Below are 16,046 nucleotides of genomic sequence, written 5' to 3' on the forward strand. Positions count from 1 at the left end.
TAAAGTGGTTAATGTAAAAATGATCACATTACTTAATGTTTTTAAGTTGTAGGTCAAAAACTTTAAAACATTAAGTAAAAAGAATTATACAAAAAATCATTTAAATCAATAATATAAAAGGAATACAGATATGCCTGAAATACAAATTATTGCCAAGGATAGTCACGACACCTTGTCAACCATCAAGGGAACTTCCGCATCGCTTACAGAAGCATCGGTTGTATTGGTAAAAGTGGCTGCCAGTGATGTATTGGTAGTGAATAGGGAGGGAACCAATGCAGTCATTCGCCTTAAAAATGGCGAGACAATTGTTATTGAAGGCTTTTTTAGTGGAACAGCTGAGCCTAAAGATAACAGCCTTGTTTTTCAAGACGAAAATGGACAGTTAATCTGGGCAAAATTCAAAGATGCTGAAAATGATGCAGACGCGGACGCTGATGCGGATGCGGATGCCGACAGTGATGTTGAGCCACAAGCACTCGTAGCTGAAGATTTACCAGCTGCTTTACCAGCAGAGGCACCACAAGAGTTGGTGTCTGATGTTATTTATCAGCCTATTTCTTCAATTGAACCATTGCTTTATCACGATGGTGGTATAAACCCATGGCTGTGGGCTATCCCATTAGTTGCGGGTGGTATTATCGCAGCAGCATCGAATCATGATAGTAATAATGACTCTTCAACACCTACCGATACTACTCCACCAAATACAGATGGAGTAAATTTCTCTGTTAATTCAGTTACATCAGATAATGTACTTAATGCCTCAGAGGCAGCAGGTAATGTCACGATTACTGGTATTTTGAAAAACATTCCAGCAGATGCAGCAAATACTGTTGTGACTGTTGTAATCAATGGTCAAGAGTACACTGCAATTGTAGACAAGGTTGCAGGTACTTGGAGTGTAAGCGTACCGGGTAGTGGTTTAAAAGCAGATCCAGATCAAACTATTGATGCTACTGTAACGTTTACAGATGCAGCAGGTAATAGTAGCACTGTTAAAGATACGCAAACTTATACAGTAGATACCACAGCACCAAATGCGCCAGTGATTGACCCAGTTAATGGGACAGACCCAATTACAGGTACGGCAGAACCTGGTTCAACAGTAACAGTGACTTATCCGGACGGAAGTACGAAAACTGTTGTAGCAGGACCAGATGGTACATGGTCAGTAGATAATCCTGGTGATCTTAAAGATGGAGATACGGTAACAGCCGTAGCAACAGATCCTGCTGGCAATACTTCCGGACCAGGGACTGCTATTGTGGATGCCGTTGGGCCAAATACAGATGGTGTCAACTTTGCAGTCGATTCAGTAACTGCTGATAACGTAATTAATGCCTCAGAGGCATCGGGCAATGTCACCATTACAGGTGTCTTGAAAAATGTTCCGGCAGATGCGACGAATACAGTCGTTACTGTTGTTATTAATGGTCAAACATATACTGCAACAGTTGATAAAGTTGCAGGCACTTGGAGTGTAAGTGTACCGGGTAGTGGTTTGGTTGCTGATGCAGATAAAACCATTGATGCTAAAGTAACTTTCACTGATGCAGCAGGTAATAGCAGCACAGTTAACGATACACAAACTTATACGCTTGATACATCAGCACCGACAGTCGCTCTTGATGATGTGCTCACAAACGACAGCACACCTGTGTTAACCGGTACAGTGAATGATCCGACCGCTACTGTGGTAGTGACTGTGGATGGTGTGAACTACCCAGCGACCAACAATGGTGACGGCACTTGGACCCTTGCAGATAATACACTGCCAGTGCTCACAGATGGTCCACACACGATTACCGTGACTGCAACAGATGCAGCAGGTAACAAAGGTACAGATACAGGTGTGGTCACAGTTGATACTGCAGCACCAAATACAGGATCAGTAAATTTTGCGATTGATTCGGTAACATCTGACAACGTGATTAATGCCTCAGAGGCATCAGGTAATGTCACCATTACAGGTGTCTTGAAAAATGTTCCGGCAGATGTGACGAATACAGTCGTTACTGTTGTTATTAATGGTCAAACCTATACTGCAACTGTAGACAGTGCAGCAGGTACATGGACTGTAAGTGTACCAGGTAGTGGTTTAGTTGCTGATGCAGATAAAACCATTGATGCCAAAGTAACCTTCACTGATGCAGCAGGTAATAGCAGCACAGTTAACGATACACAAACTTATACAGTAGATACCACTGCACCAAATGCACCGGTCCTTGATCCAATCAATGCCACTGATCCAGTGACAGGTACAGCAGAACCGGGTTCAACCGTGACTGTAAGCTTCCCTGACGGTACGACAGCAACTGTGGTTGCCGGTACAGACGGCACATGGTCAGTACCAAACCCAGGTGATCTTAAAGATGGAGACACGGTAACAGCAGTCGCAACCGATCCAGCAGGTAACCCATCGTTACCGGGAACAGGTATTGTGGATGCAGTTGGTCCAAATACAGATGGTGTCAACTTTGCAGTTGATTCAGTAACTGCTGATAACGTGATTAATGTTTCAGAAGCATCAGGCAATGTCACCATTACAGGTGTCTTGAAAAATGTTCCAGCAGATGCGACGAATACAGTCGTTACTGTTGTTATTAATGGTCAAACCTATACTGCAACTGTAGACAGTGCAGCAGGTACATGGACTGTAAGTGTACCAGGTAGTGGTTTAGTTGCTGATGCAGATAAAACCATTGATGCCAAAGTAACCTTCACTGATGCAGCAGGTAATAGCAGCACAGTTAACGATACACAAACTTATACAGTAGATACCACTGCACCAAATGCACCGGTCCTTGATCCAATCAATGCCACTGATCCAGTGACAGGTACAGCAGAACCGGGTTCAACCGTGACTGTAAGCTTCCCTGACGGTACGACAGCAACTGTGGTTGCAGGTACAGACGGCAGCTGGTCAGTACCAAACCCAGGTGACTTGACTGACGGTCAAACGGTGACAGCAACAGCAACTGACCCTGCAGGCAATACTTCATTGCCAGGTTCAGGCGTGGTGTCTGCGGACATTACTGCACCTGTGGTTGCACTCGATGATGTGTTGACCAATGACAGCACACCAGCACTCACTGGTACAGTGAACGATCCGACTGCGACTGTGGTGGTGACTGTGGATGGTGTGGACTATCCAGCGACCAACAATGGTGACGGCACCTGGACCCTTGCAGACAATACACTGCCAGCATTAACAGATGGTCCGCATACCATTACCGTGACAGCAACTGACCCTGCAGGTAATGCAGGAACAGATACAGCTGTGGTGACGATTGATACCACAGCACCAAATGCACCGGTCCTTGATCCAATCAATGCCACTGATCCGGTGACAGGTACAGCAGAACCGGGTTCAACCGTGACTGTAAGCTTCCCGGATGGTACGACAGCAACTGTGGTTGCAGGTACAGACGGCAGCTGGTCAGTACCAAACCCGGGTGACTTGACTGACGGTCAAACGGTGACAGCAACAGCAACTGACCCTGCAGGCAATACTTCATTGCCAGGTTCAGGCGTGGTGTCTGCGGACATTACTGCACCTGTGGTTGCACTCGATGATGTGTTGACCAATGACAGCACACCAGCACTCACTGGTACAGTGAACGATCCGACTGCGACTGTGGTGGTGACTGTGGATGGTGTGAACTATCCAGCGACCAACAATGGTGACGGCACCTGGACCCTTGCAGACAATACACTGCCAGCATTAACAGATGGTCCGCATACCATTACCGTGACAGCAACTGACCCTGCAGGTAATGCAGGAACAGATACAGCTGTGGTGACGATTGATACCACAGCACCAAATGCACCGGTCCTTGATCCAATCAATGCCACTGATCCGGTGACAGGTACAGCAGAACCGGGTTCAACCGTGACTGTAAGCTTCCCGGATGGTACGACAGCAACTGTGGTTGCAGGTACAGACGGCACATGGTCAGTACCAAACCCGGGTGACTTGACTGACGGTCAAACAGTGACAGCAACAGCAACTGACCCTGCAGGCAATACTTCATTGCCAGGTTCAGGCGTGGTGTCTGCGGACATTACTGCACCTGTGGTTGCACTCGATGATGTGTTGACCAATGACAGCACACCAGCACTCACTGGTACCGTGAACGATCCGACTGCGACTGTGGTGGTGACAGTGGATGGTGTGAACTATCCAGCGACCAACAATGGTGACGGCACCTGGACCCTTGCAGACAATACACTGCCTGCATTAACTGACGGTCCACACACCATTACCGTGACTGCAACAGATGCAGCAGGCAATGTCGGTACAGATACAGCTGTCGTGACAGTAGATACCACTGCACCAAATGCACCGGTCCTTGATCCAATCAATGCCACTGATCCGGTGACAGGTACAGCAGAACCGGGTTCAACCGTGACTGTAAGCTTCCCGGATGGTACGACAGCAACTGTGGTTGCAGGTACAGACGGCACATGGTCAGTACCAAACCCGGGTGACTTGACTGACGGTCAAACGGTGACAGCAACAGCAACTGACCCTGCAGGCAATACTTCATTGCCAGGTTCAGGCGTGGTGTCTGCGGACATTACTGCACCTGTGGTTGCACTCGATGATGTGTTGACCAATGACAGCACACCAGCACTCACTGGTACCGTGAACGATCCGACTGCGACTGTTGTGGTGACTGTGGATGGTGTGAACTATCCAGCGACCAACAATGGTGACGGCACCTGGACCCTTGCAGACAATACGCTGCCTGCATTAACAGACGGTCCACACACCATTACCGTGACAGCAACTGACCCTGCAGGCAATGTGGGTAGTGATACAGCTGTGGTGACGATTGATACCACTGCACCAAATGCACCGGTCCTTGATCCAATCAATGCCACTGATCCGGTGACAGGTACAGCAGAACCGGGTTCAACCGTGACGGTAAGCTTCCCGGATGGTACGACAGCAACTGTGGTTGCAGGTACAGACGGCAGCTGGTCAGTACCAAACCCGGGTGACTTGACTGACGGTCAAACGGTGACAGCAACAGCAACTGACCCTGCAGGCAATACTTCATTGCCAGGTTCAGGCGTGGTGTCTGCGGACATTACTGCACCTGTGGTTGCACTCGATGATGTGTTGACCAATGACAGCACACCAGCACTCACTGGTACCGTGAACGATCCGACTGCGACTGTTGTGGTGACTGTGGATGGTGTGAACTATCCAGCGACCAACAATGGTGACGGCACCTGGACCCTTGCAGACAATACGCTGCCTGCATTAACAGACGGTCCACACACCATTACCGTGACAGCAACTGACCCTGCAGGTAATGCAGGAACAGATACAGCTGTGGTGACGATTGATACCACTGCACCAAATGCACCGGTCCTTGATCCAATCAATGCCACTGATCCGGTGACAGGTACAGCAGAACCGGGTTCAACCGTGACGGTAAGCTTCCCGGATGGTACGACAGCAACTGTGGTTGCAGGTACAGACGGCACATGGTCAGTACCAAACCCAGGTGACTTGACTGACGGTCAAACGGTGACAGCAACAGCAACTGACCCTGCAGGCAATACTTCATTGCCAGGTTCAGGCGTGGTGTCTGCGGACATTACTGCACCTGTGGTTGCACTCGATGATGTGTTGACCAATGACAGCACACCAGCACTCACTGGTACAGTGAACGATCCGACTGCGACTGTTGTGGTGACTGTGGATGGTGTGAACTATCCAGCGACCAACAATGGTGACGGCACCTGGACCCTTGCAGACAATACACTGCCAGCATTAACAGATGGCCCGCATACCATTACCGTGACAGCAACTGACCCTGCAGGTAATGCAGGAACAGATACAGCTGTGGTGACGATTGATACCACTGCACCAAATGCACCGGTCCTTGATCCAATCAATGCCACTGATCCAGTGACAGGTACAGCAGAACCGGGTTCAACCGTGACGGTAAGCTTCCCGGATGGTACGACAGCAACTGTGGTTGCCGGTACAGACGGCACATGGTCAGTACCAAACCCGGGTGACTTAACAGATGGTCAAACGGTGACAGCAACAGCAACTGACCCTGCAGGCAATACTTCATTGCCAGGTTCAGGCGTGGTGTCTGCGGACATTACTGCACCTGTGGTTGCACTCGATGATGTGTTGACCAATGACAGCACACCAGCACTCACTGGTACAGTGAACGATCCGACTGCGACTGTTGTGGTGACTGTGGATGGTGTGAACTATCCAGCGACCAACAATGGTGACGGCACCTGGACCCTTGCAGACAATACACTGCCAGCATTAACAGATGGCCCGCATACCATTACCGTGACAGCAACTGACCCTGCAGGTAATGCAGGAACAGATACAGCTGTGGTAACGATTGATACCACAGCACCGGTCGTGAGCTTCCCGGATGTATCGACCAACGATACGACTCCTGCATTGACCGGTACGATCGATGATCCTGCTGCGACTGTGGTAGTGACTGTGGATGGCGTGGATTACCCGGCAACCAACAATGGTGACGGTACCTGGACCCTTGCAGACAATACACTTCCAGTGTTGGCAGATGGCCCGCACACAGTGAGCGTGACTGCAACAGATGTAGCAGGTAACGTTTCAACGCCGGTAACAGGTACAGTGACTGTTGATGCAACAGCACCAACCCTTGCAATCACGACAGATGACCTTGCACTTGCGGCAGGTGAAGATGCCAACATCAGCTTCACGTTCAGTGAGGCAGTAGCAGGCTTTGATGCAAGCGACATCACAGTGGTAGGCGGTACATTGACTGGCCTGACTACGACTGACAACATCACCTGGACAGCAGTGTTCACACCAGATGGCACAGGCACAGCACCAAGCATTGCCGTGGCTGACGGTAGTTACACCGATGTCTTGGGCAACTTGGGTACAGGCGATGTACTTGATGGTACAGACGGCTTTATCGTTGACCTTGTTGCACCGGTGGTGAGCTTCCCGGATGTATCGACCAACGATACGACTCCTGCATTGACCGGTACGATCGATGATCCTGCTGCGACTGTGGTAGTGACTGTGGATGGCGTGGATTACCCGGCAACCAACAATGGTGACGGTACCTGGACCCTTGCAGACAATACACTTCCAGTGTTGGCAGATGGCCCGCACACAGTGAGCGTGACTGCAACAGATGTGGCAGGTAACGTTTCAACGCCGGTAACAGGTACAGTGACTGTTGATGCAACAGCACCAACCCTTGCAATCACGACAGATGACCTTGCACTTGCGGCAGGTGAAGATGCCAACATCAGCTTCACGTTCAGTGAGGCAGTAGCAGGCTTTGATGTAAGCGACATCACAGTGGTAGGCGGTACATTGACTGGCCTGACTACGACTGACAACATCACTTGGACAGCAGTGTTCACACCAGATGGCACAGGCACAGCACCAAGCATTGCCGTGGCTGATGGTAATTACACCGATGTCTTGGGCAACCTGGGTACAGGCGATGTGCTTGATGGTACAGACGGCTTTATCGTTGACCTTGTTGCACCGGTTGTGAGCTTCACAGATGCATCTACCAATGACACTACACCTGCGTTGACCGGTACGATCGATGATCCTGCTGCGACTGTGGTGGTGACCGTAGATGGTATTAACTACAATGCGACCAACAATGGTGACGGTACCTGGACCCTTGCAGACAATACACTTCCAGTGTTGGCAGATGGTCCGCACACAGTGAGCGTGACTGCAACGGATGTGGCAGGTAACGTTTCAACACCTGCGACAGGCACAGTAACTGTTGATGCAACAGCACCAACCCTTGCGATTAGCGCGGATGACCTTGCACTTGCGGCAGGTGAAACAGCGAACATTACCTTCACGTTCAGTGAAGCAGTGGCAGGCTTTGATGCAACAGATATCACCCTGGTTGGCGGTACCTTAGGTGCATTGACGACAACGGATAACATCACTTGGACAGCAGTGTTCACGCCAGATGGCACAGGCACAGCACCAAGCATTACCGTGGCTGATGGTAGCTACACCGATACAGTAGGCAACCCGGGTACAGGCGATGTGCTTGATGGTACAGACGGCTTTATCGTTGACCTTGTTGCACCGGTTGTGAGCTTCACAGATGCATCTACCAATGACACCACACCTGCGTTGACCGGTACGATCGATGATCCTGCTGCGACTGTAGTGGTGACCGTAGATGGTATCAACTACAATGCGACCAACAATGGTGACGGTACCTGGACGCTTGCAGACAATACGCTTCCAGTGTTGGCAGATGGCCCGCACACAGTGAGCGTGACTGCAACGGATGTGGCAGGTAACGTTTCAACACCTGCGACAGGCACAGTAACTGTTGATGCAACAGCACCAACCCTTGCGATTAGCGCAGATGACCTTGCACTTGCGGCAGGTGAAACAGCGAACATTACCTTCACGTTCAGTGAAGCAGTGGCAGGCTTTGATGCAACTGATATCACCCTCGTTGGCGGTACCTTAGGTGCATTGACGACAACGGATAACATCACTTGGACAGCAGTGTTCACGCCAGATGGCACAGGCACAGCACCAAGCATTACCGTGGCTGATGGTAGCTACACCGATACAGTAGGCAACCCGGGTACAGGCGATGTGCTTGATGGTACAGACGGCTTTGTTGTAGATATTGTGCCACCAACACTTGCGATTACCGCGGATGACCTTGCACTTGCGGCAGGCGAAACAGCGAACATCACCTTCACGTTCAGTGAAGCAGTGGCAGGCTTTGATGCAACAGATATATGCAACAGATGTGACCTTGGCAGGTGGTACGCTTACTGGCTTGACTACAGCAGATGGTGGTGTGACCTGGACAGCGACCTTCACTCAAGATGGCAGTGCAACAGCACCGAGCATCAGTGTGGCGGATAACACTTATACAGACCTTGCAGGTAACCTAGGTACAGGCGCTAACCTTGCTGGCTTGACTTCAGATGTGGTAGCACCGACGCTTGCGATCAGTGCAACAGACCTGAATCTGGCTCTTGGTGAGAGCACCACAGTGACCTTCACGTTCAGTGAGGCAGTGGCAGGCTTTGATGCAACAGATGTAACCTTGGCAGGTGGTACGCTTACTGGCTTGACCACAGCAGATGGTGGTGTGACCTGGACAGCGACCTTCACTCAAGATGGCAGTGCAACAGCACCGAGCATCAGTGTGGCGGATAACACTTATACTGACCTTGCAGGTAACCTGGGTACTGGCGCTAACCTTGCTGGCTTGACTTCAGATGTGGTAGCACCGACGCTTGCGATCAGTGCAACAGACCTGAATCTTGCTCTTGGTGAAAGCACCACAGTGACCTTCACATTCAGTGAAGCAGTAACTGGCTTTGATGCAACTGATGTGACCTTGGCAGGTGGTACGCTTACTGGCTTGACCACAGCAGATGGTGGTGTGACCTGGACAGCGACCTTCACTCAAGATGGCAGTGCAACAGCACCGAGCATCAGTGTGGCGGATAACACTTATACTGACCTTGCAGGTAACCTGGGTACAGGCGCTAACCTTGCTGGCTTGACTTCAGATGTGGTAGCACCGACGCTTGCGATCAGTGCAACAGACCTGAATCTTGCTCTTGGTGAAAGCACCACAGTGACCTTCACATTCAGTGAAGCAGTAACTGGCTTTGATGCAACTGATGTGACCTTGGCAGGTGGTACGCTTACTGGCTTGACCACAGCAGATGGTGGTGTGACCTGGACAGCGACCTTCACTCAAGATGGCAGTGCAACAGCACCGAGCATCAGTGTGGCGGATAACACTTATACTGACCTTGCAGGTAACCTGGGTACAGGCGCTAACCTTGCTGGCCTGACTTCAGATGTGGTAGCACCGACGCTTGCGATCAGTGCAACAGACCTGAATCTTGCTCTTGGTGAAAGCACCACAGTGACCTTCACATTCAGTGAAGCAGTAACTGGCTTTGATGCAACAGATGTGACCTTGGCAGGTGGTACGCTTACTGGCTTGACTACAGCAGATGGTGGTGTGACCTGGACAGCGACCTTCACTCAAGATGGCAGTGCAACAGCACCGAGCATCAGTGTTGCAAATAACACCTATACTGACCTTGCAGGTAACCTAGGTACTGGTGCGGCATTGGCTGGTTTAGTGGCAGATATTGTTGCACCGACGCTTGCGATCAGTGCAACAGACCTTAACCTGTCTGTAGGTGAAAGTACCACAGTAACCTTCACATTCAGTGAAGCAGTAACTGGCTTTGATGCAACAGATGTGACCTTGGCAGGTGGTACGCTTACTGGCTTGACCACAGCAGATGGTGGTGTGACCTGGACAGCAACCTTCACTCAAGATGGCAGTGCAACAGCACCGAGCTTGAGTGTTGCAAATAACACCTATACTGACCTTGCAGGTAACCTGGGTACTGGCGCTAACCTTGCTGGTCTTGTTCTTGTGCCAACAATTACTGCACATGACAATGTAGATAGTGTGGCAATTGATATTGTTCCATTAACTACAACGGGTATTAATGCTGGTTCTGCAACCTATCTAGCATTGATAGGCGTAACCGAGGGGCTCAACGTATCGCTTCTAGGTACCCCGAGTGTGAGCTTCAGTATTGCTGCTGGACATACTTCAGACGCAACGATTAGCTATGGCGCTTTACTAAGTTTGTCTTTGCTTAACGACTATAAAATAGTGTTACAAAAACAAGCACCAGATGGTTCGTGGCAGAATGTTGCAGGTGATGCTAGTACGGGATTAATTAACGTCGGAATACTCGGTGGTAACGGATTCGGTGCGACTATCACAGACTTGGCAAGTGGTTCTTATAGAGCGTTTATGGTCTATACCGGTGTTGGTGTAGGATTGTTAGGCACAATGAGTGTGGTTCGCGATGACTATAATCACACAGTAGTACCTACATATAGTGCAGCAACAGTGAGCGGTAATGTGCTTACGGATGATGATTCGACTATATATGGTCCTTCATATGTGCCAGATACAATTACTGGAACAACAGTAGTGTCTACAGTTGTGGGTGAGCAAGTGGGTGCAATACCAACATCTATTGGTTCTTCTACAGCGGTCACTGGAGCTTATGGAACACTTACTATCTCTGCAAATGGTTCATACAGCTATACACCAACTGCTAATGCTGCAAACATTGGCAAAGTAGATAGCTTCACTTACACCATTACTGATCCTGTATCAGGTGGTACTAGCACAGCGGTATTGCACATACAAATTGGATCACCTGATGTCAGCATTACTTGGAATACTGCTAGTCCTGGAACGGATGGTACGACTCAAATCGTTGCCAATGCAGACCAAGCTGTTGCAACGGTTGATTTTAGTAACTCAACTGATACACCTGTAGATGTTCCAAGTCCGAACATAACAATCAACTTGATTGGTTCGACTTCTGTAATTTCTAATACTTTCACCGTTGGGGCTGGAGAATTAGTAGATGTACAGGTAGCAGCAACTTATGCTAACCAACCATTGTTGAGTGCATTACCAACAGTGAGCTATGTTGTTCAGCAATTTGTTGGTGGAGTATGGGTTGATACTACTTATACTGGTTCGGCGACAGCGCTTGCGAGTGTGGGTGGTATTAGTCTCGGGACTGTAGCTTTCCAAGATTCCGTTCTACACTTGGAAGCAGGTACATACCGTGTTCAATATACGTTGACAGCGATTACACTTGGTGTGACCACATTGGATACTCAAGTAACGACCACTACAACTCACTTGAACAATTATTCATCTGACTGGATTCATGGAAACATTGTCCATGGTGACACAATAGGTGGAGTTGCAGACAGTGGTATCTTTACTGCTGATAGTGTCAAACTTTATGTTGAAACAAGTCCTGGTGTATATGTTGAGGCTACTGGACAATCTATTACTACTGCGAATGGTACATTTGTGATCAATTCGAATGGTGACTATGATTACCGTGCCAATACTTCATCGTTAACATTAGCGAATCCAACCGATACCATTAACTATAAGTTAGTGGCAGCGAATGGCGCCGAGTCTTTATCATCATTGACGGTTAACCTGACTACTTCTGATTACAATACTCATGTAATTAGTACATCAGGAAATGACACGTTCAATACGGATACTGGCACGATTGGGGCTGGTTCAGATACTCTCATTTACCATGTATTAAACAATGTTGCTATAGGTAATGGTGGTAATACAGGTGGTAATGGCGTAGATACTTGGACTAACTTCCATGTGGGTAATGTCGCTACAGACCAGCAAGCCGACCTGATTGATATCAGAGGATTACTCGATGGAGCTCAAACAGACCTTACTATTGGACAATATATCAATGTCGTTGTAAGTGGTGGTAATACAACAATTCAAATTGACCGTGATGGGTTAACTGGGGTGATTTTACCTACAAATAACTTTACGAATCTGTTGGTTTTACAAGGTGTTGTTACTAGTGAGGCAGAGTTACTTGCTAATGGTCAAATTATCTATTAATAGATAATTAACCAAATAAAAAAGAGCCTTCGGGCTCTTTTTTTTATGTTTAAACAATACGTTAATCTAGCTTTTAGCTTGTCCGTGCTATGATGTATTGAAAATTTTATAGAACAACAATTAACGAATAGGGACTAAATTCGAGTGACGGCATTTTTAAAATTCCAAAGAAAAATGAACCTTTGGTTAGAACAAGTTGTTCAGCACGTTCCGAGTCTTAAACAGGATATTATTTTATTTTTATCTTATGGTCCTAAAGACCAGAGATGCAGCGTTTGGCACAGTGAGAAAACAAATTTAGAGCAGGCCAAAAAACAATTATTAGATTTTATTAATGAACAGTTTGCACAGTCACCGCTGGATGATTATATAAAAATTGATGTGGCATATAACTTGACGAAACATGCTTGGAAAGAAGTAGAGCAGCAGGTCCATCATCAATTTCACAACAATCACTACCGTAAAGGGATTGGATTTGATGAACACTGTTCAGTAGCTTTTCTCGAACAAGAGATTTATGGAAAAGCAATCATTCGAGGCCTGAGCTACGACAAACCGAACTTTTTTGATGAAACAAACCTAAATTATGCAGTTAAGCAAAAATATAACGCTCCAAAACCACAGATTAAATTACAAGAGCTGCAAGACATTTGGACTTTTGATACCTGCGCAGCATTTTATGAAAATGAGGAATTTATTAACTTAGCGAGTGGCTATGATGTAAATGGAATTAGAGGAATTTCAAGCAATAAAAAACAGCATTTTCAGCATCTAATTGAGCAAAATTCGGCATTTCTGCATGAACAGATTCAAGAAAATGGCAAATTTATTTACGGCTATTTCTCTGCTTATGATCGGGACATTCGTAACTATAATACGGTACGCCACTGTACCTCGGTATATGCCTTAGTAGAAACTTTTGAAGTGCAGAACAAGCCAGAATATTGGCCCAAAATACATACTGCCATTCACTATGCACTGACCAACTTTTATAAAGAAAAAGACTCAGAAACAGCCTTTATGATTGATGGCAAAGAAGGGGAGTTCGAAATCAAATTAGGCGCCAATGCGGCCGCCATTTTAATGTTAACTAAATATCAAGAAATTACCCAAAAAACTGACTATCAAAAATATGCAGAAAAATTAGCAAATGGTATTTTAAAATTAATAGATTCAAATGGCTCAACAACTCATGTATTAAATTATCCAGATTATGATTTAAAAGAAAAATTTAGAATTATTTATTATGATGGTGAGGCTGCTTTAGCATTATTACGTTTATATCAAATTAACCAAGATTCTAGATTAATAGAAACCGTTAAATTAATGTTTGAATGTTTTATTGAGAAAAGATATGAAAAATACCATGATCATTGGTTAAGTTATTGTACAAATGAACTCACTAAAATATGCCCCGAAGATAAATATTTTATTTTTGGTTTAAATAATTATTTAAAACATTTTATTTTTATTAAAAATCGAAAAACAACATATGCAACTTTATTAGAAATGCTAATGGCTGCTTATAAAATGGTGAACCGTTTAAAAGAGCAGGGGCGTATAGCACTTTTTGAGCAAGCGTATATGCCTGAGCTTCAAAAGCTAATTGAGTTTAGAGCTGATTTTCAAACTACAGGATTTTTTTATCCGGAAATGGCGATGTATATGGCTCGGCCAGATAAAATTTTACATGCGTTTTATATTCGTCATGATCGTTTTCGAGTACGGATTGATGACCAAGAACACAATTTATCGGGTTACATCGCTTACGTTAAAGATTACAAAGGTGATGAGCCATGAAATATCAGCCTGTTGAAATCAAGTTATTAGCACATATCGATACGACAAGTTTCGATGAAGATTTATGGCAATTCGAATTTGACGATGATATTTCAACGCTACTGCTAATCGACTACGCATTAGAGCAATTTCAGCAAAAAAGTGTACAAGCTCAAGATGACTATGTTGTCCCTGAACACCTATCTGAGCAATTAGGTCAGCAAAATCTAGGCTTAAAACACTCGGAACTTTACACCTTTACTGAACTATTGCAGTTGCTAATTTTTACCCAAGCAGCAGATGTGAAGGATACTTTAAGCAATATGCTCTGCGGTACAGATGAGCAAGCCTATTTAATTTTGTCAAAAAGAGCTGTTACCTATAATTTAAATTTGAAAAAAGGAAGTACACAAAACCAGTTAAAATATTTGTTTTTATTAGTTAAAAATATTTATAACCAGCCAGCTGAAATTAGAAAACTTTTCTTTATAAAAGAGCTGAATTTTAAAGGAAAGTCTTATCTACCACAGACTCTATTAATGGCACAGAATGTAGTAGAGGTTTTATATCTTACAAATTCATTTAGAAAAATTTATCTGACGTTCTTTGAGGAAAATCAGACTATTGGTTTCTTTTCTTTTTTAGATGATATTCATCGTGCTGAGCACTTAATTCCTTATTATCACTGTTTTCAAGCACAGACTGTAAGACCTAGAGTTTGCTTTACCCCAAGCCGCATTATTAACATTTTAGGTGATACCTACTTTGGAGAAATCTACACCGAAAAACGTAAGGTTAAAGGGCAAATAGATGCTCTGCAACAATATGGCTACAGTTATTCATTTGAAAAAATAAAAGCTTTTTTAGGTGAACATGATGTAAATATCGCTAACTTTGAAGCGGTTTTCTCTTTAGAAAAACACTCTCCTTTAGTACATAAAAAGTCATTTATTCTTAAAGCTGATGCCGAACAAACATTAGCAGCGTTCAAAAATATTCACCTTAACCATGTGGTACTGGCAAATAACCATTTAAAAGATTTTGGGGATCGTGGATTAGCTTATACATTACAACAATTTGATCAGGCCAATATTTCTTATATCGGTGCAGGCACAAATCAAAAAGAAGCCCATAGCTACTTTGAAATCACTTTTAATAACAAGCATTACGTTATTTTTAACGGCTATTGGCACAGAGACACTGCCTATCTAGATTATGATTTTTATGCCTTAGGTCCTAAGAGTGGAGTTGCATGTCTAAATGGGGTTTTGCTTGAACAAATAGGTCGTTATAAGCAGACTAACCCTGAGCATAAAATTATTGTTATTTGCCATTGGGGCATCGACTTTAAGCCGATTACCAAGGAACAGAGCAAGCTTGCTAATATTTTGACTCAAGTTGGTGCGGACCTCGTTATCGGTCATGGAGCTCATACCATCCAACCGATTAAAGTGATTAATCAGAAGCCTGTGGTATTTGGTATTGGCAATGCGGTTTTTAATAGCAATGGTGAATATAGAGAGCAAAACGCTTTGCCGTATGGATGTATTGCTCGGCTAGATTTGTCAAAAGATCGACTGCGTTTATATCCAATCTATACCAATAATTTGAAAACATTTTGGCAGCCGTGTCCAGTCAATGAAGACGACTTTTCAGAGGCCAGCAGTTATATGACTTCATTACTGACCCCTGAAAATTATTATGCAGCACAAGATGATTTAGGTTTTTTCATCGAAATGAGTTTTTAAA

At 45.7% G+C, this 16,046-nt stretch carries 3 protein-coding genes and 1 pseudogene; all 4 read left to right on the forward strand.

Features of this window, described 5'->3' with window-relative positions:
- The first annotated feature begins 130 nt into the window (after positions 1–130).
- A complete protein-coding gene (locus tag AOLE_RS20245) occupies positions 131–8,920 on the forward strand; it encodes an Ig-like domain-containing protein (RefSeq protein ID WP_404814723.1) in 8,790 nt (2,929 codons plus the stop codon).
- Positions 8,847–12,518, forward strand: a pseudogene (locus AOLE_RS20865) (beta strand repeat-containing protein); the annotation flags it as partial. The gene AOLE_RS20245 and the pseudogene AOLE_RS20865, both read left to right, overlap by 74 nt.
- 144 nt (positions 12,519–12,662) lie before the next feature.
- Positions 12,663–14,318, forward strand: a complete 1,656-nt coding sequence (locus AOLE_RS03890; protein ID WP_023274142.1) for a glycoside hydrolase family protein — start codon at positions 12,663–12,665, stop codon at positions 14,316–14,318.
- Positions 14,315–16,045 (forward strand): CapA family protein, encoded by a 1,731-nt coding sequence (locus tag AOLE_RS03895; RefSeq protein WP_013196988.1) that lies wholly within the window; start codon positions 14,315–14,317, stop codon positions 16,043–16,045. The genes AOLE_RS03890 and AOLE_RS03895 overlap by 4 nt, the downstream gene beginning before the upstream one ends.
- Position 16,046: the final 1 nt, after the last annotated feature.

Origin of the sequence: Acinetobacter oleivorans DR1 (assembly GCF_000196795.1) — a bacterium.
GTDB lineage: Bacteria > Pseudomonadota > Gammaproteobacteria > Pseudomonadales > Moraxellaceae > Acinetobacter > Acinetobacter oleivorans.

Bases quoted from the DNA above. Each gene is read 5' to 3' on its own strand.
- AOLE_RS20245 (WP_404814723.1), top strand. From the start codon at position 131: ATGCCTGAAATACAAATTATTGCCAAGGATAGTCACGACACCTTGTCA.
- AOLE_RS03895 (WP_013196988.1), top strand. From the start codon at position 14,315: ATGAAATATCAGCCTGTTGAAATCAAGTTATTAGCACATATCGATACG.